The 24,891-nt window shown below is 58.1% G+C and carries 14 protein-coding genes and 1 tRNA gene; 12 read left to right on the top strand and 3 right to left on the bottom strand.

Going from position 1 to position 24,891, the window contains the following annotated elements:
- Positions 1 to 64: 64 nt before the first annotated feature.
- The 7 genes from NIZ92_RS17420 to NIZ92_RS17390 all read left to right on the top strand — a co-directional run bounded on the left by NIZ92_RS17420 (position 65) and on the right by NIZ92_RS17390 (position 18,428).
- A complete protein-coding gene (locus NIZ92_RS17420) occupies positions 65 to 796 on the top strand; it encodes an STN domain-containing protein (RefSeq protein WP_026483708.1) in 732 nt (243 codons plus the stop codon).
- A 3-nt stretch (positions 797 to 799) separates the two neighbouring features.
- Complete coding sequence (locus NIZ92_RS17415) at positions 800 to 1,354, top strand: RNA polymerase sigma factor (RefSeq protein WP_009461859.1); 555 nt, start codon at positions 800 to 802, stop codon at positions 1,352 to 1,354.
- A gap of 10 nt (positions 1,355 to 1,364) precedes the next feature.
- Positions 1,365 to 2,342, top strand: coding sequence for a FecR domain-containing protein (locus NIZ92_RS17410; protein ID WP_179136476.1), 978 nt, complete (start codon positions 1,365 to 1,367; stop codon positions 2,340 to 2,342).
- Between the two features lie 222 nt (positions 2,343 to 2,564).
- Positions 2,565 to 16,052 (top strand): filamentous haemagglutinin family protein, encoded by a 13,488-nt coding sequence (locus NIZ92_RS17405; RefSeq protein ID WP_254002339.1) that lies wholly within the window; start codon positions 2,565 to 2,567, stop codon positions 16,050 to 16,052.
- Between the two features lie 22 nt (positions 16,053 to 16,074).
- Complete coding sequence (locus NIZ92_RS17400; RefSeq protein WP_128831698.1) at positions 16,075 to 16,725, top strand: RNA polymerase sigma factor; 651 nt, start codon at positions 16,075 to 16,077, stop codon at positions 16,723 to 16,725.
- Between the two features lie 108 nt (positions 16,726 to 16,833).
- Complete coding sequence (locus NIZ92_RS17395; protein WP_080655514.1) at positions 16,834 to 17,076, top strand: helix-turn-helix domain-containing protein; 243 nt, start codon at positions 16,834 to 16,836, stop codon at positions 17,074 to 17,076.
- Positions 17,077 to 17,078: 2 nt separating this feature from the next.
- The gene (locus NIZ92_RS17390; RefSeq protein ID WP_254002338.1) at positions 17,079 to 18,428 is read left to right on the top strand and encodes a type II toxin-antitoxin system HipA family toxin; all 1,350 of its coding nucleotides are present in this window, start codon (positions 17,079 to 17,081) and stop codon (positions 18,426 to 18,428) included.
- Positions 18,429 to 18,600: 172 nt separating this feature from the next.
- Here NIZ92_RS17390 and NIZ92_RS17385 read toward each other — a convergent pair.
- Positions 18,601 to 18,676: transfer RNA gene (locus tag NIZ92_RS17385), tRNA-Phe, on the bottom strand.
- Positions 18,677 to 18,971: 295 nt separating this feature from the next.
- Between NIZ92_RS17385 and hemA the strand changes: the two genes are divergently transcribed.
- The 5 genes from hemA to NIZ92_RS17360 all read left to right on the top strand — a co-directional run bounded on the left by hemA (position 18,972) and on the right by NIZ92_RS17360 (position 23,219).
- Positions 18,972 to 20,246 carry a glutamyl-tRNA reductase gene (hemA, locus tag NIZ92_RS17380; RefSeq protein WP_021447198.1) on the top strand — a complete coding sequence of 425 codons (1,275 nt, stop codon included), beginning with the start codon at positions 18,972 to 18,974 and terminating at the stop codon, positions 20,244 to 20,246.
- Positions 20,247 to 20,344: 98 nt separating this feature from the next.
- Positions 20,345 to 21,424: a peptide chain release factor 1 gene (gene prfA, locus NIZ92_RS17375; RefSeq protein ID WP_009464100.1), complete on the top strand. Its 1,080-nt coding sequence runs from the start codon at positions 20,345 to 20,347 to the stop codon at positions 21,422 to 21,424.
- Positions 21,425 to 21,426: 2 nt separating this feature from the next.
- Positions 21,427 to 22,293: a peptide chain release factor N(5)-glutamine methyltransferase gene (gene prmC / locus NIZ92_RS17370; RefSeq protein WP_083054779.1), complete on the top strand. Its 867-nt coding sequence runs from the start codon at positions 21,427 to 21,429 to the stop codon at positions 22,291 to 22,293.
- Positions 22,294 to 22,314: 21 nt separating this feature from the next.
- Positions 22,315 to 22,641: a Grx4 family monothiol glutaredoxin gene (gene grxD / locus NIZ92_RS17365; protein ID WP_003804985.1), complete on the top strand. Its 327-nt coding sequence runs from the start codon at positions 22,315 to 22,317 to the stop codon at positions 22,639 to 22,641.
- Positions 22,638 to 23,219 carry a UbiX family flavin prenyltransferase gene (locus NIZ92_RS17360; RefSeq protein ID WP_301555090.1) on the top strand — a complete coding sequence of 194 codons (582 nt, stop codon included), beginning with the start codon at positions 22,638 to 22,640 and terminating at the stop codon, positions 23,217 to 23,219. Before grxD ends, NIZ92_RS17360 begins: the two co-directional genes overlap by 4 nt.
- A gap of 158 nt (positions 23,220 to 23,377) precedes the next feature.
- On the opposite strand, the gene ttcA is transcribed toward NIZ92_RS17360, so the two are convergent.
- Both ttcA and folB read right to left on the bottom strand, forming a co-directional pair.
- The gene (gene ttcA / locus NIZ92_RS17355) at positions 23,378 to 24,433 is read right to left on the bottom strand and encodes a tRNA 2-thiocytidine(32) synthetase TtcA (RefSeq protein ID WP_254002337.1); all 1,056 of its coding nucleotides are present in this window, start codon (positions 24,431 to 24,433) and stop codon (positions 23,378 to 23,380) included.
- A gap of 57 nt (positions 24,434 to 24,490) precedes the next feature.
- Complete coding sequence (folB, locus tag NIZ92_RS17350; RefSeq protein WP_026483715.1) at positions 24,491 to 24,850, bottom strand: dihydroneopterin aldolase; 360 nt, start codon at positions 24,848 to 24,850, stop codon at positions 24,491 to 24,493.
- Positions 24,851 to 24,891 lie beyond the last annotated feature (41 nt).

The following is a 24,891-nucleotide window of genomic DNA, read 5'->3' as shown; positions in this document are numbered from 1 at the left end:
TCGCCTCGCCTCACCCCTTTTCGTTTCACTGTCCGACGCCGCGGCTAGACCTATTAACGTGCGCATGACCATGACTCAGGTGGCGATCAGTGTGGCGGTGTTACTCGGCGCTTTCTTGTTATTTGCCTGTGCAAGTCTCGCAGTTGCCCGGTCTGATGCTGACACCCTGCTAAATTCTTCCGAACGTTTGTCTTTCGACATTCAGGCTCAGCCTTTGGCTCAGGCCTTGAAAGCGTATGGTCAACGTTCTGATCTCTCTGTGCTGCTGGACGGTGCCGATCCGCAGCGACCCATGCCAGCCGTGCGCGGCGAAATGACGCGCAAGCAAGCCCTGTCCTCCTTGCTGCATGGTTCGGGCTTGCAAGCCTATTACGTGGATAACCGCTCGATTGTGATCCGCTTGCCCGATAGCAGGCCGGGCAAAGTGGCCACCGGCCAGCGCCCCTTGAATCTGAATCACATCTCGGGCGTGCGTGATGGTGCCCATGATTACAGTGCCTATGTCACCCGAGTCCAGCAGACTGTGCGTAATGCCTTGTGCCGATCGCCCCAGACCCGTCCCGGCGCGTACCGGCTGGCCATGCAGCTGTGGCTGAACCCGCAGGGGCAGGTGGAACGCGTGCACCTGTTGGGCTCGACCGGGCAGGCCAGCCGCGATCAGGCGATCAGTCAGGTGCTGGACTCACTGGCAATGGGCGTGGCCCCGGATGCCAGTCTGCCGCAACCCTTGGTCCTGTTGCTGGCCCCCGTTTCGGGCCATGTGCGTGACGACTGCCCTGTGCAGGCCGGGAAGTAGATCATGTCCGAAGCTCTGCGTAGTCGTTTGCGCCAAAGTCTGATCGCCCGTTACACGCATTTGCGTCGGCGGCTGGAGCGCACGATAGGTTCGCGTGAAGATGCGGCGGATGCCTTGCAGGAAACCTGGATACGGATAGGGGGGGTAGGCAATGGAGTATCGGTGAACAATGACGAAGCCTACTTGCTGCGCATGGCCACCCATATCGCCATTGATTCCTACAAACAGCGCAACAGCTTGCTGACTGCCATGGATCTGGACGCCTTGAGCCATATTGCCGATGACACCTACGATACCCAGCGTTGTGCCTGGGCGCGCATCACGACGGCGCAATTGCTGGCTGTGCTGCAGGACATGCCTATTCGTCAGCGCACGATTTTGATGGCTTCGCGGGTAGATGGTCTGACCTATGCCCAGATCGCCAAACAGTACAATATTTCGGTTTCCCTGGTGAACAAGGAAATGATGCGCGCGCTGGACTATCTGCGACTGCGTTGCGCGGAACAATTCAATGATGCTGTGGGTGTCAGCGTCTCTGACAGCCTTACCGACGCTTAAGTTTTGCCCCATGAGTCCTTCGTCCTCCTCCCCGTCTGACGCCGTGCGTACCCAAGCCAATCAATGGTGGGTGCGGCTGCATTCGGGCAGTGCCCGGCAGTCCGATGCGCAGAGCTTTCAGCAATGGCTGGAGCAAAGTCCCGAACATCGTGTGGCCTGGCAGGAGCTGACGGTAACGATGGACACGGTAACGCCGGGCTTGCAGGCCGCCAGAGACTTGTTGCCGGAATGGAAAGCTCCCGCTGCCCCACCCGTATTTACGGCCCGGCGCGCCTTCATGGGGGGAGCTTTTGCAGCCTCGGCCCTGGCGGTGGTGGGAGTGGTACATCCGCCCTGGGGCTTGTGGCCATCGTTCACGGAATTGACATCGGATTTTCGAACAGGGGTGGGCGAGCAGCGCGAGATTCAACTGGGACAGGCCGTTGCCATTCAGATGAACACGCAAACTTGCATCAACCGCCGTGATACCGCCCAGGGAGCAGGTATTGAGCTTGTTGAAGGTGAAGTCGAAATCCGGGTGCTGGATGGAGCGGCCAGCCACCTCCACGTCCAGGCTGGGCCAGGACGTATGCAAGCACAACAGGCGCAGTTCAACGTGCGCTACACGGGGAAGAACGTAACGGTGACGTGCCTGCAAGGGCAGGTCCAGGTGCAGGCGAATCAAACCGTTACTTTGCAGGCGGGCCAGCAAACGGTTTACGACTATGAGCGCATCCATGCGGTGCAGCGCCCTAACCTGGACCAGGTCAGTTCCTGGCGACGTGGTTATCTGGCTTTTGAAGGTCAGCCCCTGGCCGATGTAGTGGAAGAATTGAACCGTTATCGGCCCGGAAAAATCGTGATTTACAGCGATAGTTTGAAGAGCCGCCCGGTGTACTTGAGCTTGTCCATCAGCGATATGGATTTGGCCCTGGATATGCTGCGCGCCATGTCCGGCATACGGGTGCAAGAGTTGGCGGGTGGTATTGCTCTGGTAAGGCAGGCGTAATTACATAAAGTAACAAAATAGGCATGATTGATTTCTCGCCAGAACCAGTCTTGTAGATATGGATACGAAATCCCTCCAGTCTTAAGTCGGGAAACTCAAGCAATGTCGCCACGCCTACGCAGTTTGTCTTCCAAGTCATCTGATCCTAGAAACCCTGTCGATAGAGCTTCTCGCGACACGTCCCGGAATCGTCTTACGCCGCTTGCCCGCGCGATAGCCGCTTTGCTGGTAAGCGGTGGTTTGGGGGGGCAGGTCTATGCTCAGAGTCAGCCGGTGTCCGGAGCCTGGTTTGCGGCTCGCGGCGCGGTAGAGCGCAATGTTTCGGGCGCACAAGGGGGGATGGTGGACCCCAGCAGTGGCGTGCTGAACTCGGCGGCACGCCAACATGCCGAAGCACGTCAGCAATTGGCCCGTTCGGTCGAGAACCTGGGTCGTACCGCCAGTGCGATTGCTGCTCAGCAAGCTGCACAAAAAGCTGCGCGCGAGGCCGCTGCCAAAGAAGCCGGTGTGCCGGACGGTTATGTGCAAGGCGGGGTGTGGGATCGTGATGCTGCAGGCAATCTGCACGTCTGGACCGGCGCAGAGCGTCCGGTGCACACACAAGACAATGGTCAGCACACCGTTGCCATCAAGCAGACCGAAAGCAAAGCCGTACTGAATTGGGAAAGCTTTAACGTGGGCCGCAACACCACGGTGCAGTTCCAGCAAAAAGCGTCCGATGCGGTGTTGAACCGTGTTGTGGGAGCGGATACCGCCCCGAGCCAGATTCAAGGCGCCATCAAGGGTGATGGCACCGTGATGGTGGTGAACCAGAACGGGGTGGTGTTCAGCGGCACGTCTCAAGTGAACGTGCGCAATCTGGTGACAGCCGCCGCCAAGATCACGGACCAGCAATTCAAGGAAGGTTTGTATGGCAAGGATGCCAACACGGCGTCCTTCACTAATGCGCAAGGCAAGATCGAGATACACGCCGGTGCACGTATCGGCACACACGCGTCCGAGACCGTGAACCAGGGCGGGGGCTATGTGCTTTTGCTGGGGCAGGAAGTGCACAATGCAGGCAGTATCTCGACCCCGGGCGGGCAGGCTGCTTTGGCCGCTGGCGAGAACTTCATCATCCGCAAGGGGATGGGGACAGAGGAAAACGTCAATTCCACCACCCGTGGCAACACGGTGGTAGCTCAGGCAGGGGCATCCGACAAGGCGGGCCTGGTTCGCAATACGGGCGTGATTCAAGCCGCAACGGGCGACATCACCTTGGCCGGGCGCACGATCAGCCAGGACGGCGTGCTGGTGGCCAGCACCTCGGTTCACAACCGAGGCACGATTCATCTGCAGAACAACAAGACGGATGCTCAATCCAGCGTGACCTTGGGCAAGGATAGCGTCACAGCGATTGTGCTGGACGAAAGCGCCGCCACCGCCCTGGATGTACAACGCGAAGCCCTGATCAAGGAATCGGACAAGGAAGGCGACGGCCTGCGTCATCGCCGTGATCAGTCGCTGGTGCAGATTGCCAGCGGTGGCGATGTGGTTTTCGACGCCGATAGCCTGACGCTGGCGACGGGTGGTCAGGTCTTTGTGGACGCGGCCAGGAACAGCGAGGTACGTCAGGACGCCGTGATTGATGTGTCCGGCCATGTGGGTGTTCGCGTGGCGATGGAAGCCAACAACCTGATGATCAACATTCAGGGTAATGAGCAGCGCGATGCTCCGGTCAACCGCGAGGGCGACAATCTGCGCAGCAGCGATGTCTGGCTGGATCGCCGCAACCTGGTGTTTGTTCCTGCTGGCACCAATGGCTATGAAAAGGACCGTTGGTACACCGCGGGTGGGCTACTGGAAGTGGGTGGTTATCTGGGCGTCGCCAGCCATAGTATTGGCGAGTGGGCCGCCCAGGGCGGAACCGTGCAGTTCAGCGGTGCCAGCGTGGTGACACGTCCCGGTTCCTTGATCAATTTGTCGGGCGGCACGCTGGATGTACAAAGCGGCTATCTGCGTCAAAGCTGGCTGCGGGGAGTGGATGGCCGTCTGTATACGGTCGATAGTGCGCCGGGCGATTTGCTCTACACCGGCTTGTACAAAGGGTACGAGCAGACCAGCGCGCGCTGGGGCCAAACCCGCAGCTTCTACAACCCGATTCTGGCTCCTACCCAGCGTTACGAAGAAGGCTATACGGTAGGACGTGATGCGGGCCGCTTGATCATCTCGACCAAGGCGGCGGACCTGCAAGGACATATCGAGTCCGAGGTGTACCAGGGTCCGCGCCAGATTCAGGCACCGGTCCCCAAGCTGGATGGCTATCAGCAGTCACAAACGGCTGTAGCGCGTCGGGCCGAGCTGATTCTGGGTGGTTGGACACCGGTTTATGACAAGGACACGCAGAATCTGCGCTATAGCCCCAGTGCAGTGGTTGAGCAGATTGTGATTGGCAAGGCTCAGGCGCAAGAGGGGGGTGAGCAGTCCGACGCGACGGCCGGTCCTTCTCGCATCAGCCTGGATTCCGATTGGTTGACGCAAATGGGTCTGGGGGCTCTACGTGCCTATGCCAGCCAAAGTGTGGAAGTCAATGACGCGCTGGAGCTTGCTCTGGGGGGCGAGATCGCGCTGCATGCCAATCAAGTCGATGTGAAGGCTGACCTGACGGCGCGCGGTGGCCGTATTGTGCTGGGTGATCTGGTGGATAAATGGACCAGCGCCAGTTTGGGCTGGCAATCCAGCAAGATTGCCGATGTGGCAGCCGGCGCTATCGCTGCCACACGAATTGACTCAGGTGTCACCCTGGATACCAGAGGCTTCTGGAGCAATCAGGAGCTGGATAGCCGCGCGATGCGCTATCTGCCGTGGCGTAATGGTGGTGAAATCATTTTGCGCAGCAGCGGTGATGTGACTGTGGCCGAACACGCGCTGCTGGACGTCTCCTCGGCGGCGGCCTATATGGCCGATGGCTCGGTGCTAGGTGGCAAGGGTGGCAATATCACTCTGGCCGCTGATGCGTATATGTCCGGCGTATCCGGCATAGGTGGACGACTGGTCTTCGAAGGTGAAATCCGTGGTCATGGTGTGGCTGGAGGCGGCACCTTGCGCTTGCAGACCGGGGAGACTGTCGTGTTGGGTGGCACGGTGCAGGGCAGTGATGGTGTCCTGCAAGCGGGCCAAAGCTCTCTGGCCGATTTGCTGACGACCGAGGCCTTTACCATTGCTGCCGGTGCGATTTTGCCGGTGGATTTTCACTACACGCGTACCCATGCCGCCGCTGGCGAGGTTATTGGCGGGGCGCCTAAGGTTGAGCAGGCCAATCAGTCCAGCTGGATTCATTTGACAACCCCCTGGACCTTGCCCAAGCCAAGCAACGAGAACTCCAGTTATTCGGTTTGGCTGTCCAATGGCCAGCAGTTGCGGGTAGACGGTTATAGCTGGAGCGTGGCGCCAACCTTGCCAGCGGGAACGGTGATCATGGAGATCATGAATCCCGCCAGCTTCCCGACCAACTATGTGGTGCCGGCAGATATCCTGCCTGATGGCATCGCCATTGCGCCATCACCCGGCGTTTACAAAGCTGGCACGGTCGCTCATGCCGATTTGAGCTATAGCGCAGGCACCTTGCTGCGTGCCGGAACGCGCTTGACGCAGGATGTGGCCGTGGGGGCCATGCTGCATTTGGACAGCAGCCTGTTCCAGAAAGGGTTTGCGAATTACGACGTGATAGGCGGCTACGGCGTGGCCGTGGCAGAAGGGGCCAATCTGGCGCTGAACATGCCCGTCATGCAGCTGGATCTGCCCGCTGCACGTCAACTGGCCAACGGTGGGGATCTGAGTCAGGTTGCCTCCCTGTGGTTGCCACCCGAGTTCAGCGAATCGCCCGAAAAAGGCTCGATCAGCCAGCGCGGCGGTGCCGATCTGAGCTTGACGGCAGGTTTTGAGTACAAGCAGCAAGATGTGGACCCCAGTGGCCCCACCTTGTCCGTGGGCAAGGCGGCGCATATTAGCGTAGATGATGGTCGCAATATTGTCTTGCAAGGCAGCGGGCAGATTACGGTGGATGGCTCTTTGCGAGCCTCGGGCGGCAAGATCGGTATCTATGGTCTGAGTGCTGGTAGCGAGGACGTGCGCCACCTCAAAGGACACGACGGTTCGATCTGGTTGGGCAGCAATGCCGTGCTGGATGTGTCGGGCAAAGCCATGACGGCTGTCGATGCCCAGGGTCAACGCTACGGCAAAGTGCTCAATGGTGGCCGTATCGAAATTGGCAGCAAGTACCAGCAGGCTGCGACGCAGGTCAAGGCTATCGACAGCTTTGTCATTGTGCGCGAAGGCGCGCGCCTGCTGGCATCCGGAGCCGCAGCGACTTTGGACATGCCTGGTCAGGGCGCGCAAACCATCGCTTCCAATGGCGGTGTGATTCATCTGGCCAGCTTCAACGGGCTCTATCTGGATGGCGATATGCAGGCTTGGGCCGGTGGTGTCAATGCGGCGGGCGGAACTTTGTCGGTCGCCTTGGAGTCGCCGAACTATGAAATGTCAGGTGGGCCGGGTGATCGCGTGTTGGCACACCGCGAAATGACCTTGGTGCAAGAGCAGCAACTGGAAAATCTGCCGTTTGATCTGCAAGCTGGTCGTGCTGATGCGGGTTTGGTCTATGGCCATGCTCGTGTGGGTGTGGACCGCATTCAGGCGGGGGGCTTTGATAATCTGGCCCTGCTGTCCAACGGCATTTTGTCGATTGAAAACGGTGTGGATTTGCAGATGGGCCAAAGCCTGCATCTGGCCACCCCCAAGATTGCCTTGGCCCCTGGCTCTATGCCCGGTGCTACGGTCAAGCTGGCCGCGCCTCACGTCCGTTTGGCAGGGGCAACGCATCCCACCCGCGACAAGTATGTGACTCCGCTGATTCAGGCTCTGAACAGTAATGAAGGCCGATTGCCCGAGCTGTTGCCAGACTCCTATCTGCGTATCGATGCCAATGTGCTGGACATTGCCAACCAGATCGCCTTCGGTGCGTTGGGCCGGTCCTTGCAAAGTGGCAAGGCCGAGGTATCGCGTGCCGGCTTTGATACGGTGGACCTGCGCGCGCAGAACGATCTTCGTTTCTTGAAGCATACGGTCGGTGATCGTACACAGCTGCTGACCGAAGGGGATCTGGTGCTGGCGGCTGGCCGCATCTATCCGGGAACTGGCGTGACGGCGGAGGTGATTTCCGGCCGTTATATCCAGCGCGATCAGTGGAATAACCCGCTGACACAGTATGACCCGCAGCGCAGCTTGCGTATCGAGCGCATTGGCAGTGGCCCTGTCGCCCAGCCTTATTCTGCCTTGGGTGTCTTGCGCCTGATGTCGGGCAATATTGATCAGGGCGGTGTGTTGCTGGCTCCCTTGGGGCAGTTGGAATTGGGCGTGGGTGTAGGTGGTGCCTCGCAAGCCCCAACCTCCATGGTGATGCGCCCTGGCAGTATTACCTCGGTCAGTGCCGCGGGTTTGATCATGCCCTACGGCGGGACGGTGGATGGGCTGACCTATAACTATGCAGGTAGCGATGCGCCTTATGTGGGCCTGGGCGGTCTGCTGGGTAATCTCAGCCTGAAAGCCACCAGCGTGGACGTGCAAGAAGGTGCCTTGCTGGATCTGTCGGGTGGTGGGGAACTGACAGGAGCAGGTTTCCTGCCTGGGCGGGGTGGTTCTACGGATGCCCGTCTGCACCCCCTGATTCAGAGCACCAATAACGGCTTCATGCTGCCCGAGCTTTCTGGCAACCCGGTCTATGCCGTCGTGCCAGGTGTACAGCAAGTGGTGGCGCCATTGGCGGCCGACAATGGTGCAGGCGATCCTATGGTGGGACGCCAGATTCATATCGGAGAGGGCGTACCGGGCCTAGCCGCAGGGACGTATACCTTGCTGCCCTCTACCTACGCCTTGTTGCCTGGTGCTTACCGCGTTGAAATCAGTGGTTCGGGCAGTGCCAGTGCGGCTATGGGTGGCACCATTGCCATGCGTAATGGTTCCTACAATGTGGCCGCCCGTTTGGGGATCGCCAATACCCATGTCATGGATGCCATGCCCTCGCGCGTGGTGCTGACCTCGGCAGACACTCTGCGCCAGTATTCCCAGTACAACGAAACGTCTTACTCGCAGTTTGGGTTGGACTGGGCCATGCGTGATAGCGTCCCGCGCCCTCAACTGGAGCGGGATGCCCGCCAACTGCAGTTGGAGGCGAACCGTTTGCAGGTGGCGTCCGGTGTTGCCAAGTTTGAACCGGCCCAGAATGGCCGTGGGGGCAATGTGGTGCTGACTGGTCAGCGCATTGAAGTGCTGGCTGATGGGGCAGCGCCGACCGCAGGTTTTGATGGTATGTCGGTAGAGTCCGGTGTGCTCAATCGCCTGGGGGCGGCAGGCATCAGTATCGGGGGTTCACCTACCTCCACGTTTGCCTTGCAAGGTTATGGTTCGACCCGCGATGCCTGGCGTGTCAGTCTGGGCAACACGCGCACAGATGAAATCTATATTCGCGGCGGCGCCGTGCTGGAAGCCGCCCAGGTGTTTCTAGTAGTGGGTAATCGTGAAAAGGGCCTGACGGTTGAGCAGGGCGCCACGATCAACACCTTGGGCAAAGGCGCCGCGCCCTGGGACTCCAGTGAGGGCTATGTGCTGCAGCCCGGTCAGAAAGGGGTTCTGGCCTTGAGCAATGGCTGGCTGGATGTCACTGCACCCAGCAACGACGATAGTTGGGGCACGGTAGGGGCGGGCTTTCTGCATATTGGGACTTGTGCCGTCGGTAGCAGTTGTTCGGGTGAAACCCGTTTGTATTCTGAAGGCACGATTACTGCTGCCACCAATAAAACCTTTGAGCTGGATGAGTCGGTGCGCTATGGCACACGCAATCTGGTGCTGGCTATGGGTGGCATCAATGTGGGCGGAGCGCAGGCCCTGTCCGACGCGTCTGCTGCGGGTATCTTGTCCTCCGGTCTGACGCTGAATCAACGTGTGCTGGAGCGCTTGCTGCGCGGCGATACCCAGATGGGGGCGCCTGCATTGGAGAACCTGGTGTTGACGGCGCGTGACTCCGTCAACTTCTATGGTGATGTCAATTTGAGCACGCTGGACCCGGTGACAGGCAAGTCGGCACTGGAGCGCCTGGTGTTAAGCGCAGCTGCCATTTATGGCTATGGCGACGCAAATAGTGAAGCACGTATCGAAACCGGAATTCTGGTCTGGAACGGAGCCACGACACCGGCGGGCAGCATCGTGGAAGGCGGCGCGGGCACGGGGAATGGCCGTCTGGTATTTGATGCTCAGCAGATTGAGTTTGGTTACGGCCCGAAAAGCCAGCCCGATACCGTGGGTATGCACGACCGTCTGGCCTTGGGCTTTAGCAGCGTGAACCTGAATGCCTCCGAGCGCATTACAGCCAATCACAAGGGCAGCTTGTCCGTGTACCACAGTCGTGGTGCCTGGGATGCAGCCAGCAATGGCTGGACCTATCAGGGCGGCAATCTGAACATCAGCACCCCCTTGTTTACCGGACAGGCCGGTTCGGTCAACAACATCCGTGCAGGTGGCAACATTGCGGTGACTCGTCCGCAGGGGAGCAGCACGGTGCAGCCTGATCTGGCCACAGCAGTGCACGCCTTGGGAGCCGAGTTGAGCCTGGATGCTGCCAGGTCCCTGGTCTGGGACAGTGCGGCCTTGCTGCCTAGCGGAAAGCTGAAGCTGTCTGCTCAGGACGATGTGGTTCTGCAAGAGGGTGCGCAACTGGATCTGGCAGGGCGTCCGATCGGCTTTTTTGATGTGAACAAGTACAGCTGGGGTGGCGAGGTTGTGCTGGAGAGTCGCGGCGGCAATGTGACCCAAGCGGCGGAGTCCCTGATTGATGTATCGGCCCAGCACAATCGTGCAGGCAAACTGACGGCCCTGGCCTTGAACGGCTTGGTGGACTTGCGTGGCCGTATGTCGGGAGCTGGAACAGGGCATTACGATGCGGGCGGTACCTTGGTGCCTTTTGCCTCCGGCTTTATTGAGCTGCGTGGACAGCAGATTGCGGACTTTGCGGGACTTAACGCCCGTCTGAATGAAGGATCGGTGTGGGGTGGTCGCAGCTTCCAGCTGCGCCAGGGAGATCTGCTCATTGGCAACGAGCTTAAAGCGCGTGAAATCAATGTCTCCGTGGACAATGGCAGCCTGACAGTCAACGGCACCATTGATGCCAGCGGTGAGCAGGCGGGCAGCATTCGCCTGGCTGCCAAGCGAGGGGTGACCCTGACTGGCAGCGCCGTGCTGGATGCCAGTGCCAGTGTGCTGCGTCGGGACAGTTACGGCCAAGTGATTGAAGCACCTAACCGGGCTGTCATTGAAATTGATTCGGGCCAGGGTCGTCTGGTTCTGGCCGATGGCATGCGCATGAATCTGAGTGTGGCTGGTTCCCATGCGAATTACGGCACTGTCGCTCTGAACGCACCGCGCCTGGGTGGCGCGACGGGCAACGATGTCGATATTGATGCACGCGGTGCACTCAACATTACCGGGGCCAGGTCGATTGCCGTCAATGCTTTCCAGCAATACGACGATGCGCAGCTCGGCCTCGATGAAACGGTAGATGGTCGCAGCTACCAGCGTATCGATCAGGACTACTTGCGTCAGAAGCATCTGGATAGTGAAACCTTCATCAACAAGGCTCTGGCGAATCAGGCCTTGATGCAAGGCAAGCTGGCCGGGCTGCGTGCTTATGGTGATCAATTCCACCTGCGCCCTGGTGTGGAGATTGTCAGCAATGCCGTCACGAATCCAGATGGTGATCTGCATGTGGATGGGGATATTGATCTGTCGGGCTACCGCTATGCCAGCGTAAATCCTCATGCTCAGAAAAGCTCGGTATATGGCTCGGGCGAGGCCGGGGCCCTGGTATTGCGCGCCGCTGGAGATCTGACGATTTTTGGCAGTTTGACGGATGGCTTCAATACCTCCGTGCTGGGTGTCACGGCTGATGATGGTGGCTGGGTTCTGCCCGCAGGTCGTATGCCTTTTGGCGGTGATCTCATCATCCCCCATGGCGGCATGGCCACGCTGGACGTGGGGACCCAGTTCGCGGCCGGTCGCACCGTTAACTATGATCTGCCCGTGGAGGGCATGAGTTTGCCACGCGGCACCGTAATCCCCAGCCTGATGAGTCTGGCGCAAGGCCTGTCCTTGCAGGCAGGAACGGTGCTGTCAGCGGCCGTGCTGGATGCGTCCGGGCAAGTGGTTTATGCCGCTGGCACGGTCTTGAAAGAGGCTGTGACACTACAAGCCAATATGCAGTTGGCAGCGGGCTTCCGTTTGCCGGAGGATGCGCAAATGGCGGCCACTCTGTGGCCCAAAGGCGTGCCCTTGCCGGTGCTTATGAAATTGAACCAGCAGGTTGCCTTGAAGAAAGGGGCGCTGGTGCCTTCCGAGACGGACGTGGTATTGCCGGGCGGGGCCGTGATGGTCGATCTTCGTCCTCGAGATGGGGATGACACGCAAGGTCGCATGCTGGCTCTGGCCCCCATGTTGGCCGCTGGCTCGCAGTCCTGGGATTTGCGTCTGGTTGCCGGGGCGGATATCTCGGCAGCGGATAATCGCTTGACGTTGATTGATACCGAGCGTCGCTTGATGCTGGCGGATACACACTTTGGCCTTGGCGTGAAATCAATCGAAATTCCAGGAACGGGTAAACCAGCGGTGTATGGCTGGGGAGAGGTCAGCCGCTTTGAAGAGCTGATTGAATTGCTGGCGGGGGGCTATTGGTTGAGCTTTGTGCCTGTCTCTGGTGAGCAGGTGACACAGGCGCAGATCGAAGAGCTGCAAGCGTACGGCATTATCGGCGCCGATGTCACTGAATTGAATATTTTTGGCATGGGCGATATGGCCGCCGAGCTCTCGCCCGCTACACCGCCCGAGATGCAAGACGTGAAACAGCCCACCCGTGAGCAACTGTTCAGTGTCCTGCGTACGGGCGTGGGTGACCTGGATTTGGTGTCCGGTGGCGACATCGAGATGAATTCGCTGTATGGGGTCTACACCGCAGGCACGCCGTCGGCGTCGATGGGGGCTGCCTATAACCAGGCGCGTGGTAAGTTGTTCGATGGCACGATCTTGCGTGCGGAAGGCAAGCGTTTCGAGTCGCTGGTCGACGGTGGTGCGGACAGCCTGTATCAGGCTTGGTATCCCGAAAAGGGCGGCAATGTGTTGCTGCGTGCTCAAGGCAGTGTGAAGGGGGATCTGGTCGGCAATAACGACGGCAAGAATGATCTGAGCTACACCTTCTACAACACGCGTCAGCAGATTGCTTCTACGGCAGTGGGTAACTGGTTGTGGCGCCAGGGAACGGGTAGTGCAGTGTCAGCCTCGGAAGGGACTCCCAGTGCCTGGTGGGTCAACTTCGGGACATATGTGGCGGGTACCGCAAATGGCGGGTATAGCGAGTACGACACCTGGTTGTTTGCCAACGATCCTTTCCTGGCCGGCTTTACCGGTGTGGGTACTTTGGGTGGTGGCAACTTGACCGTGGAGGCCGGGGCGGATGCCGGCATGTTGAACCAGCGCGGTATTCGCAGCAGCTGGAATCAGCAGACGCATACGCCGCGCAGCCAGGGCTTGCATCTGGTGGTGGGCAGCACAGGCCGAATCACCCCGGGGGGCGAACTGGTACAGACAGGTGGCGGGGACCTGGTCCTGCGCCTGGGCGGCACACTGAACCCGAACCCCGATGTGCGCTTGAACGAGCATGATCTGAACAGCACTTTGGTGAATTTGCGAGGAGCCATTGCTCTGGATGCCGGCGCGGTTGGTGGGGTAAAGCTGGGCTTTGGTGGAACAGATCAAATGGATACGCGTCCTGGCAATATTTATGCCAGCGGCGGAGGGGCCGCAACCGGTGGTCCGATTCTGGTCTTGGGTGATTCCGCAGTACGCATGCAAACGCGGGGCGATCTGGTGCTGGGCAGTACGGTAGACCCTGGGCGTACCTTGTCCTTAAGCTCAACGCCTTTCTCCGTAGATGGCCAGCACTATGACGGCAATGGCTGGTCCTGGTTCTCCTTGTGGACACCAGCGACGGCGATTGATTTGTTGAGTGTGGGGGGCAACCTGACGCCCACCACGTCCTGGGATGAGCGCAATGCGTATGAGGATACGCGTTGGGGCGACCCAGGCCGCAACCAGTCTCATAACGCAGATGGTCATTTTTATCCTTCTATCCTGCGTGCGGCGGCCGCCAACGGCAATATTCAGTATGGAGCCAGTGCCAGCGATGCCACTGTATCCAGCAATTCGATATTGCGTTATGGCTTTGGTACGGTACTGGCCCCTTCGCCAATGGGCGAGCAGTTTGTCAACGCAACAGGGCGTGGTGAACTGCAGTTCCTGGCGGGGGGCTCCATTCAGGCGGCCGGCTATGTTTTCTCGGCCTCGGCGGCAGACGCAGCGGCCATGTCCAGCCCTTTCCGTCCTGCCTTTGTAGGCTTGCTATCGCAGACAGGGGGCGGCGAGTACGGCTATAACCCTCGCATTATTCATAACGTGGATGGCGAGGCCGTCAAGCTCAACGACTGGTTCACCGTCAGCAGCAAGGCGGTCACTTCGCTGTACGGAGGCCGTCAAAATACAGGTTCCTTGTTTGTGTTTGGTACGCCGGTCAATATCGGTACTGCCGCAGCTCAACGTCAGCCTGCTCGTTACTACGCTGTCAACGGCGACATTGTTGGCTTGCGCGTCGGTCAGGAAGTGTTGTTGGGGTACCCTCCAGGCTCGCAGGGCTCACGTATGGAAGGCTCGGTTCCTGTGGCGATTCGGGCCGGGCGTGACATTACCGACTCGGGCACACGCCTGGGGCAGAAAGATGCGGTGGCAGGGGCCAAGAGCGCCACTGCGACGACACGCGGTAATTTGATTACCCATGCCTGGGCAGACGATATTTCCATTGTTGAAGCGGGTCGGGATGTCCGTAACAGCAGCTTCTACATCTTGGGGCCAGGTTTGCTGGACGTGTCGGCCGGGCGTCATGTGTATCTGGCTGACAAAGGCGAGATCAAGAGTCTGGGACCCTTGAGCAGTGCCTTGTCCGATAGTCGTGGTGGCGGCGCCAGTATTTCGGTCTCGGCCGGAATGGGCGAAGGAGCGCATTGGAACGACTTTGCGGCGCGCTATCTGAACCCCGAGAATCAGGCTGATCTGGAGCTGCCGTTTGCAGATCAACAGGGCAAGGCGCTGTATATCTACAGCGGTGGCCTGACGCTGGGGCAATGGCTGCAACGCGAGTTTGGCTACACAGGTGATGAAGCCGGCGCACAAGCCTTCTTGCAGGAGAAGCAGGGAGAGCTGGACCAGGTACGCGATCAGGCCAGGGCTGAAGGCCGCAATGCCTCCAGTCGTCCCTTGGCACGCGAGTACAAGCTGGAGAGCCAGCTGCACCTGGTCAATTGGTTGAGCACCCGCTTTGGCGACAAGAACGGCCTGGGCCTGCATTTTGATGCGGCCAGCATGGACGCCCGCAGCTTCTTCGAGGCCTTGCCGCCCGAGCAGCAACGCAGCTATCTGCGCAATGTGTACTACGCAGAGCTGAAGGCATCGGGCCGTGAGTACAACGATAGTGACAGCAAGCGCGCAGGCAGCTATTTGCGTGGCCGTGAAGCGATTGCCACCTTGTTCCCCGAACAGGATGCTCAAGGCAAGGCCTTGAGCTACACGGGTGATTTGACGATGTACAGCAGTGCGCTGTATTACGACGCGGATTACGTGAACAACACGACGGGCAAGAGCCGGCCTAATCCCAAGCTGGATTACATCACCAAGGCCGAGTGGGAGGCCTTGGGCAGTCCGGGTTACAACGTGTCGTTCTACGACGTGCTGGATGCAGGTATTCACACCAACTTTGGTGGGGACATCAGCATTCTGACTCCCGGCGGGCGTGCCCTGGTGGGGATTGATGGTGGTTTTAACCCTGGTCCGGGATCGGGTGTGATCACGCAAGGGGAAGGGGACATTAACTTCTTCTCGCAAAGCGACATTCTGATGGGGCAGAGCCGGGTCTTTACGACCTTTGGCGGCAATATTCTGGCCTGGTCGGCAGCAGGGGACATTAACGCGGGTCGGGGTAGCAAGACCACGGTGGTCTACACACCGCAGCGTCGTGTTTACGATCTGTTTGGCAATGTGGCCTTGTCACCATCAACACCGAATACCGGTGCGGGTATCGCTACCTTGAACCCGGTTCCCGAGGTCCCGCCAGGTTATATCGATCTGATTGCGCCATTGGGAACGGTGGACGCGGGCGAGGCAGGGATTCGCGTGTCGGGCGACATCAATATTGCCGCCTTGCGTGTGGTCAATGCAGACAATATTCAGGTACAGGGCGAGTCCAAGGGAATTCCGGTGGTGGCGACTGTCAACACGGGAGCCTTGAGTAACGCCAGCGCGACAGCATCGTCGGCCGCATCGGCGGCGCAGGATACGGTCAACCGCGCTCGTGCACAGGCTCGTCAGAATCTGCCTTCGGTCATTACTGTGCAGATTCTGGGATTTGGGGATGCAGGGCAGTCGGGGGGCGGGGCCACATCATCAGGAGCAGGCCCAGCGACTTCCAGGATAGATGCCTCTGCGTATCGCCAAGACAGTACGGTGCAGGTCCTGGGACTGGGCGCCAATCCGCAATCCGCTCTGGATCGGTTGACGCCCGAGGAGCGGCGGCGGATGACACTGTAGCTTGAGCCTGGGAGATCTGATCATGCTGTCCACTTGCCTGCCCTTGCCTACACGCAAGCGTAATGAAGAGTGTGTGACGCCGCAGTATTCACTGTGCTTGTATCTGAAGGTGCACTACGAAGAGTTGCTGCGTCAATTGACCATCCGCCTGCGCTGCCGCGACCGCGCAGCGGATGCCTTGCACGACACCTGGCTGCGTCTGCATGGCAGCCGTGAGATCGGGCCGGTCGCCAACCCCCGCCTGTATTTACTGCGTATGGCCAGCAATCTGGCGATTGATGAATGGCGTGCCGAGTCCGGCAGAGGGACGCTGGTGCCCCTGGAGGAACTGGAAGAGCATCAGCAGATTTCCCCCATGCCGGGGCCAGAGTCCAGCCTGATCGGCAGATCTTTGCTGTCCGTCCTGATCTACGCCATCGAGCTGTTGCCCCGCCAACGTCGCGCCATCTTTCTGGCGGCCCGGCTGGAAGAACAGAGCCTGAGTGTGGTGGCCGAACGCTTCGGCGTCACCACCAGCAAAGCACGCAACGAGCTGCGCCGGGCTGAGGCGCATTGCGAACAGGCCTTGCTGGGAAACTGGACGGAACTGCGGCAGGGGCGCAATTCCTGTCTGAAACCACCACCGACCATGACGGCCGGGTTTGGCTGGATGGCGGAGCCGGTGGGATTTTGAGGCTTTTATCGCTAATATCGATAATTTAATTTTATCGATATTGTCGATATTTGTTGTTTATCGAGATAATCGATATACTCAAATTATCGACATTAGCGATAAATAGATATGTACATACTTTCTACTAGTGATCAGCTTGGTTATCAGCTTGTTGCTCGACGCAAGGCTTTAGGTCTGACGCAGCAGGAAGTCGCATCTCGTTTGGGGATCAGCCAAAATCGTTTGTCCGAACTGGAAAGTCAGCCGAGCCAGTTAACCGTTGAGCGATTGTTAGCCTTGACTGGTATTTTGGGGCTGGAGCTAGCCGTACAACAGCGCTCTCAAGCCCCTTTAAGTACAAGTGAATGGTAGCCATGGCGCACCGTTCACAGCAACGCCTATTGGGTTTATGGGCGAATGGCCTTCGGGTAGGGACTTGGCAAGTAGCCGCCAATGGCGAGGATAGACTGACTTACGACCCTGTTTGGCTCGTATCATCACAAGGGCGTCCCTTATCGCTTTCTTTGCCGTTCACTATTGATAACGCGCCTTTGCGTGGTCCTCAAGTACGAAATTATTTTGACAACCTGCTACCAGACAGTGATGTAATCCGCCGTCGCCTGCAGACACGATTCAGAACATCCAGCACAGATGCTTTTGATTTGCTAACGGCTATCGGGCGTGATTGTGTTGGAGCTATTCAGCTGCTTCCCGAAGGTGAGGAGCCCGATGATGTCTTTGATATTCAGGCTTGTCCTTTAAACGAGGCTGAAATCGCTAACGCTTTGAGGGCGGCTACTGCTGCACCGTTGGTCTTGGGGCAACAGCAAGCGTCTGATGAAGACTTCAGAATATCCTTGGCAGGAGCCCAGGAAAAAACAGCCTTTTTATGGCATCACGGACAATGGTGTCGACCTGTTGGATCTACTCCGACAACGCATATCTTCAAACTACCATTGGGCTTGGTGGGGGGCCGCCAAGCGGATATGCGCAGTTCTGTAGAAAATGAATGGCTGTGTGCACAGATTTTGCGCGCCTTTGATTTACCTGTCGCTAACTGCGAGATGGCCAGGTTTGAAGAGCAAAAGGTATTGATCGTTGAGCGTTTTGACCGGAAGTTGGCTGTACAGTCTTATTGGCTGAGGCTGCCACAGGAGGACTTTTGTCAGGCAACAGGCAAGTCTCCTGATGCTAAATACGAGGCCGATGGCGGGCCGGGCGTTGTTGATATCGCGCGTATTTTGCAGCTGTCTGAAGCGAGGGAGCAGGACTTGCGTACTTTGCTGACAGCACAATTAGTGTTTTGGATGTTGGCAGCGACTGATGGGCATGCGAAGAATTTTTCGATTTTTCTATTGCCTGGTGGCCGTTACCGCTTGACGCCTTTGTACGATGTTTTGTCGGCTTGGCCAGTCACGGGTACTGGACCGAACAAGTTGGATGTGAATCGTCTCAAGCTGGCCATGGCCGTTCGCGGGAAAAATACCCACTACCGATTGCGTGATATTCAGCGCCGGCATTTCAACCACATGGCCCGACTGTGCGGGTGGGGAGAGAGCATGGAGGGCCTGATCAAGGATTGCTTAGGACGAGTCCCGCACGTGTTGGAGGTGGTCGCCCAGCAGCTGCCTGCTGAGTTTCCTATGGAAGTGTTTGAGGCAATTGAACTGGGAATGCGTGAGTCCGCCAAGCGCTTGGAGGCGATGCCAGCGACACTGCTGTAGGCAAAGCATGCTGTCTGATGATCGATAGACGAGGTGTCCGAGGCAGGTAGGGCAGATTTCCATACTGAAATGAAAATGCTTTCACGTCGTGTGTATGGGCTAGAGTCTGCGCATCTGGCAAGTAGAAAAATAAAAAGCCCAGTCAGATGACTGGGCTTTTTGCTTGAATTCTTGGTGGCCTGGGGCGGAATCGAACCACCGACACAAGGATTTTCAATCCTCTGCTCTACCGACTGAGCTACCAGGCCAACGTGTACTGCTCGGTAAAAATAGAACTATACCACGTTTTTTAATTTGTGCGCATAGTACAACAAAAAATTTATGCATCTTTTCGACTTCAAATTTGCCGTATCCCTAGGGAGAGGCCCTTTTCAGCAAAAAGAGGGCTGCATAAAGGAGTGCAATTGTAATCACAAAAAGGCAATTCAAGTAACATTTTTGGCAAAACTGCGGCTTGCGGCGTAAAATCACTTAAATTTCATGCGTTTTGCCTTTGCAAAATTGCCAGTCTTGGTCTTTTCAGGGCTATAGCCTGTACTGCTCATGTCTGTAGATGTTCTAACCTTCGGTCTGAATCATGTGTCCGCGCCCGTTGCCGTGCGCGAGCGCGTTGCGTTTCCGATCGATGTGTTAAAGCCTGCGCTTGATACCTTGCGTGCCACGTTCGGCACCGGTGTCCGTGAAGCAGCCATTCTGTCTACCTGTAATCGTACCGAGATCTACTGTGCGGCCGAGCCCCATGTGGCTGAGCGTCTGCCCGAATGGATGGCAGACTTCAACAGTCTGCGCTCTGCCGAGCTGACCCCCCATCTGTACCGCTACAACCAGAACGAGGCCGTGCGCCATGCGTTCCGTGTTGCCAGCGGACTGGATTCCATGGTCTTGGGCGAGCCCCAGATTCTGGGTCAGATGAAAGATGCCGTGCGTGCCGCCAATGAAGCCGGCTCGCTGGGCACCTTGCTGCATCAATTGTTCCAGCGCACCTTCTCGGTGGCCAAGGAAGTCCGTACGCAAACGGCTATTGGTGCCCATTCGGTGTCCATGGCTGCCGCGGCTGTTCGTTTGGCCGAGCGTGTGTTTGGTGACCTGAGCCAGGCCAAAGTGCTGTTTATTGGTGCTGGGGAAATGATCGAGCTGTGTGCCACGCACTTTGCGGCAGTGAACCCCTGTAGCATCGTGGTCGCTAACCGTACTCAGGAACGGGCTGAAAGCCTGGCCTCGCGCTTCATGGCCAGCACCATGAAGCTGGCCGATGTGCCTGATCGTCTGGCAGATTTTGACGTGGTGGTGTCCTGTACGGCCAGTACCTTGCCCATTCTGGGCCTGGGTATGGTGGAACGAGCCGTGCGTTCGCGTCGTCACCGCCCTGTGGTCATGGTTGATCTGGCCGTGCCACGCGATATTGAAACCGAAGTAGGTCGCCTGGACGACGTGTACCTGTATACCGTCGATGATCTGGGCCGCTTTGTACAACGGGGTGCCGATGCCCGTCAGGCCGCTGTGGTGCAGGCTGAAGCCATTATTGACACCCAGGTGCAGCATTACATGCACTGGCTGAGTACCCGTGCGATTGTGCCGGCCATTCTGGATGTGCAGCAGTCGGTCGAAAAAGTACGTCAACACGAGCTGGAGCGCGCGCGCCGCATGTTGGCCCGTGGCGATGATCCAGCAGAAGTCATTGAAATGCTGGCGCATGGCCTGACTCAAAAGTACATGCACGGCCCGATGGCTGAATTGACGCGCAGTGAGGGTTCCGAGCGCGAGCAATTGTTGAATTTGCTGCCTCGTCTGTTGCCCTCGACCACCCGTCGACGTTAGCGTTTGGGCTGTTGTCTGTTCACCGACTTTCCTGCGGTGCAGCCCGATAGCTTTGAACTGCGCCCAGACCCTCTGATTTTCCCTTTAGGCTGTTCCCTATGAAAGACTCTATGCGCAGTCGGCTTGAGCAATTGGCTCGCCGTCTGCATGAAGTTGATGCCATGCTTGCCGAGCCTGAAATTGCCAGCAATATGGACGAGTTTCGCAAACTGTCGCGCGAACGTTCCGAGCTGGACCCTGTTGTAGCAGCCTTCAAAAGCTATGAGGCTGCCGAAGGCGATCTGCAAGCGGCCCAGGACATGATGTCCGACCCTGAATTGAAGGAAATGGGCGAGGAAGAATACAAGTTGGGCAAGGAACGTATCGCTCAACTGGAAGATGAATTGCAAATCCTGCTCCTGCCGCGCGACCCGGACGACACCCGTAACGTGTTCATTGAAATCCGCGCCGGTGCCGGTGGGGACGAAAGCGCCTTGTTTGCCGGGGATTTGTTGCGCATGTACATGCGCTATGCCGAAAACTGCGGCTGGCGTACGGAGATCATGTCTGCCAGCGATTCGGAAGTGGGTGGTTACAAGGAAGTGATCGTTCGAATTGAAGGCCAGGATGTGTACGGGCGTCTGAAGTTCGAGTCCGGTGCGCACCGTGTGCAGCGTGTGCCTGAGACTGAAGCTCAGGGCCGCATCCATACCTCTACGTGTACCGTGGCCGTGTTGCCCGAAGCCGAAGGCTTGGCAGAAATCACCATTAACCCCGCTGACTTGCGTGTGGACACCTTCCGCGCCAGTGGTGCTGGTGGTCAGCACGTGAACAAGACGGACTCAGCTGTCCGTTTGACTCACTTGCCTACAGGTTTGGTGGTGGAGTGTCAGGACGACCGTTCCCAGCACCGTAACCGCGAAAAGGCCTTGCAGGTGCTGGCCGCGCGTCTGAAAGACAAGCAGCAGCGTGAGCAATCTGACAAAGAAGCCGCCGAGCGTAAAAGCCTGGTCGGCACGGGTGACCGCTCCGAGCGCATCCGTACCTACAACTTCCCGCAAGGCCGCATGACGGATCACCGTATTAATCTGACCTTGTACAAGCTGGGCTACATCATGGACGGCGATCTGGACGAGCTGATCAAGGCCTTGCTGTCCGAGCATCAGGCCGGTTTGCTGGCTGATCTGGCGCAGGCGTGAGCATGAACCTATCCGGTGAGCAGGCCGTGTCCTCAATGGCCACGCCTGCCGATTCTCCCCGTACCTTGCGAGCCTTGCAGCCGTTAAGTCCCTTGCCGCGCTTGGAGCGCGACATGCTGTGGATGCAGGTGCTGGGCGTCGGTCGTTCCTGGCTGATTGCGCACGACACGGACGAGTTGCCGCTGGACAAGATCCAAGCCTATCAAGCTCTGGAAGCCCGCCGTGTGGCGGGCGAGCCCATGGCGTATATCGTCGGTGTGCGTGAATTCATGGGTCACGAGTTTCTGGTGTCGCCCTCGGTGCTGATTCCTCGCCCGGATACCGAAACCCTGGTCGAGCGCGCACTGGAGCGCGTGCAGCATATCCAATCTCCCCGCATTCTGGATATGGGCTGTGGCAGCGGTGCCATTGCGGTTTCTCTGGCGCTGGCACGTCCCGATGCCCATGTGGTCGCCAGTGACATCAGCACACTGGTATTGGCGCAGGCGGGCTTAAATGCTCAGCGTTTGTGTGGGAAAGTCGAGTTTTGCCTGGGGAGTTGGTACGATGCCGTGGCAGGCCAGGAACCTTTTGACCTGATCGTGTCCAACCCTCCATACATTGCAGTGGATGATGAACATCTGGCGCAGGGCGATGTGCGGTTCGAGCCGCGTCAGGCACTGACAGATGGCTCTGACGGCTTGACGGATTTGCGTACAATAGTTCAGGGAGCCGGGCCGTATCTGCGTCCTGGTGCTAGTCTTCTCATGGAGCACGGCTGGGATCAGGCCGACCATGTGCAAAATATGCTGCGGCAGGCAGGGTTCAAACAGGTCATCAGTTATGAAGATCTGGCAGGAATCCGGCGGGTCACAGGTGGACAGTGTTAATTCTTTTCTTAAGAGAACATCATGAGTGAAGTTCAAGATTTCATCCGCGAAACCGTAACGGAAAACCCCGTTGTGCTGTTTATGAAGGGCACAGCTCAAGCTCCTCAGTGTGGTTTCTCCGCACGCACCGTGCAGATTCTGCGCGCTGTTGGCCTGAGCCAGGTGGTTGTGGTCAACGTGCTGGACGACGCCGAAGTGCGTCAGGGCATCAAGGACTTCTCCAACTGGCCCACCATCCCCCAGCTGTACATCAAGGGCGAATTCGTCGGCGGTTCGGACATCGTGTCTGAAATGTACGAAAACGGCGAACTGGAAACCATGCTGCGCGAGGCTGGGGCTCTGGAGTGAGCACCAAGCGACGCCTGGTCATAGGCATGACCGGGGCCACCGGGGCGGTCTACACCGTGCGCCTGCTGCAAGTGCTGCAGTCCTGTCCGGATGTGGAAACCCATTTGGTGATCTCGCCCTCCGGGGTGCTGAACATCAAATATGAGCTGGATATCGGCAGGCACGAGATTCAGGCTCTGGCCGATCAGGTGCACAGCTTCCGCGATGTGGGTGCAACCTTGGCCAGTGGCAGTTTTCCTACGGCGGGTATGGTGATTGTGCCGTGCTCGATGCATACGCTGGCCGCCGTGGCACATGGCCTGTCCGATAACCTGATTACCCGGGCTGCCGACGTTACCTTGAAAGAGCGTCGTCGTTTGGTGATGATGGTGCGCGAAACGCCATTCAATCTGGCGCATTTGCGTAATATGACGGCCGTAACGGAAATGGGCGGGATCATCTTCCCGCCTATGCCCGCGTTTTACCTGCGACCCAAAAGCATCGACGATATTGTCGATCACACGGTGATGCGGGTGTTGGAATTGTTCGATATTCAGGTGCCCGGTGAACGCTGGGATGGTTCGCAAAAACCGAGCTAAGGCCTGATAATCTTTCAGCGGGCGCAAAAAAAGCCCCGATATAAACCTCCACAATCTGGATGTCATTCCAGACACTAGCGGTTTATATCGGGGCTTTTTATTGTCTGTCGCTTGTGTATTGGCAGGCGGCAAGCGCTACGCTAAGCCTTGTGTCATGTTTATTGGCCGGAACGACGCTTGCTCATGAACACAATCTGCTGTTCACCGGAAGCGGCAGGCTGAGCAGGTGTGAAGGCATCCTGACGCACGCCCGGAGTAGCTTCGTCGTTATCTTCCTCAAAGCCTGCGGCCAGCAAGTTCTCGGGCAGGTGATCGTCAAAATAATCCTGATCAAAGCCTTTATCGCCTTCCGGATCGGCCTGGCCTGTCACCTTCAAGTCTGCAAAGTTATGCAGCTTGGGGTCCATCAAGTGAGAAGGCACCACGCGAGTCAGGGCACCAAACACGTTCCAGGAACGGTGCGGGAATTTCTTGTCCCAGTCCGCAATCATGCGGTTGATTTCCTGGCGCTTCAGGTTTTCCTGCGAACCGCACAAATTACAGGGGATGATGGGGAACTCCTTGAGCTTGGCGTAGGCGATCAGGTCCTTCTCGGGCACATAGGCCAGAGGGCGGATCACGATGTGCTCGCCATTGTCCGACATCAGCTTGGGCGGCATGCCCTTCATACGGCCACCGTAAAACAGGTTCAGGAAGAAGGTAGCCAGAATGTCATCACGATGATGGCCCAGGGCGATCTTGGTGGCACCCAGTTCCTTGGCGACACGGTACAAGATGCCGCGACGCAAACGCGAGCACAGCGAGCACATGGTCTTGCCTTCGGCAATCACGCGCGTCACCACCGAGTACGTGTCCTGAGTTTCGATGTGATAGGGCACGCCCAGCTTTTCCAGATACTCGGGCAGGATGTGGTCAGGGAAACCGGGCTGCTTCTGGTCCAGGTTCACGGCCACGATGTCGAACTTGATTGGCGCGCGCTTTTGCAATGTCATCAGCACGTCCAGCAGGCCGTAGGAGTCCTTGCCGCCGGACAGGCAGACCATGATCTTGTCGCCTTCCTCGATCATGTTGAAGTCCCCGATAGCGCGGCCCACTTCACGCATGATGCGTTTGCTCAGCTTGTTGTCGTTGACGCGCTGCTTGCGTTCAGCCTTGCTGGCAAACACGGGAGTATCGGTTTCGGAAGGAGGGAGGGTGCTGGTGTCTTGGGACATAAGGAAAAGCGGAAAGAAGTGTCGTCGTAGCCCCGGCCACAGGCGGGGCAGGGGGCTTTAGCGGCTGCGTTCAATCTCGATGCCGACGGCATCACAGTCGGCAAAGGCCTCGGGTTTGCTGGCGCGGATTTTAACGCGTTCCACGGTCGGGAAATCATTCTGGATGCGATCAGCCAGGCGCTCTACCAGTGTTTCCAGCAGATTGGTGTGTTCCGTGGTGCTGACGTCGATCAGTGCCTCGCGTAGCTGACGGTAGTCCAACACGGTCCCGATGTCCTCGTCCTGAACGTCCTGCGTAATGGTGGTGTCGAATTCGGCATCAATATGCAGGGGCTGGCGGTGAACCAGTTCGTGGTCCAGCATGCCGATAGAGGCTTGCACCACCAGGTTGTTGATGAATATACGGCGTGTGGTCATGGCAAAAAAAAGTGTCAGGCCCGCCATGGTTGGCGGGCCTG

It is taken from the genome of Alcaligenes sp. 1735tsa3, from assembly GCF_024134565.1.
GTDB classification, from domain to species: domain Bacteria; phylum Pseudomonadota; class Gammaproteobacteria; order Burkholderiales; family Burkholderiaceae_B; genus Alcaligenes; species Alcaligenes phenolicus.
Note: the sequence above shows the minus strand (reverse complement) of the source record. Positions and strands in the feature narration are given on the sequence as shown.

Excerpts from the sequence above, each read along its gene's own strand:
- NIZ92_RS17415 (WP_009461859.1), top strand. The coding sequence starts at position 800 with ATGTCCGAAGCTCTGCGTAGTCGTTTGCGCCAAAGTCTGATCGCCCGT.
- NIZ92_RS17395 (WP_080655514.1), top strand. The coding sequence starts at position 16,834 with ATGTACATACTTTCTACTAGTGATCAGCTTGGTTATCAGCTTGTTGCT.
- grxD (WP_003804985.1), top strand. The coding sequence starts at position 22,315 with ATGAGTGAAGTTCAAGATTTCATCCGCGAAACCGTAACGGAAAACCCC.
- prfA (WP_009464100.1), top strand. The coding sequence starts at position 20,345 with ATGAAAGACTCTATGCGCAGTCGGCTTGAGCAATTGGCTCGCCGTCTG.
- ttcA (WP_254002337.1), bottom strand. The coding sequence starts at position 24,433 with ATGTCCCAAGACACCAGCACCCTCCCTCCTTCCGAAACCGATACTCCC.
- NIZ92_RS17400 (WP_128831698.1), top strand. The coding sequence starts at position 16,075 with ATGCTGTCCACTTGCCTGCCCTTGCCTACACGCAAGCGTAATGAAGAG.
- NIZ92_RS17410 (WP_179136476.1), top strand. The coding sequence starts at position 1,365 with ATGAGTCCTTCGTCCTCCTCCCCGTCTGACGCCGTGCGTACCCAAGCC.
- prmC (WP_083054779.1), top strand. The coding sequence starts at position 21,427 with ATGAACCTATCCGGTGAGCAGGCCGTGTCCTCAATGGCCACGCCTGCC.
- folB (WP_026483715.1), bottom strand. The coding sequence starts at position 24,850 with ATGACCACACGCCGTATATTCATCAACAACCTGGTGGTGCAAGCCTCT.
- NIZ92_RS17420 (WP_026483708.1), top strand. The coding sequence starts at position 65 with ATGACCATGACTCAGGTGGCGATCAGTGTGGCGGTGTTACTCGGCGCT.
- hemA (WP_021447198.1), top strand. The coding sequence starts at position 18,972 with ATGTCTGTAGATGTTCTAACCTTCGGTCTGAATCATGTGTCCGCGCCC.
- NIZ92_RS17390 (WP_254002338.1), top strand. The coding sequence starts at position 17,079 with ATGGCGCACCGTTCACAGCAACGCCTATTGGGTTTATGGGCGAATGGC.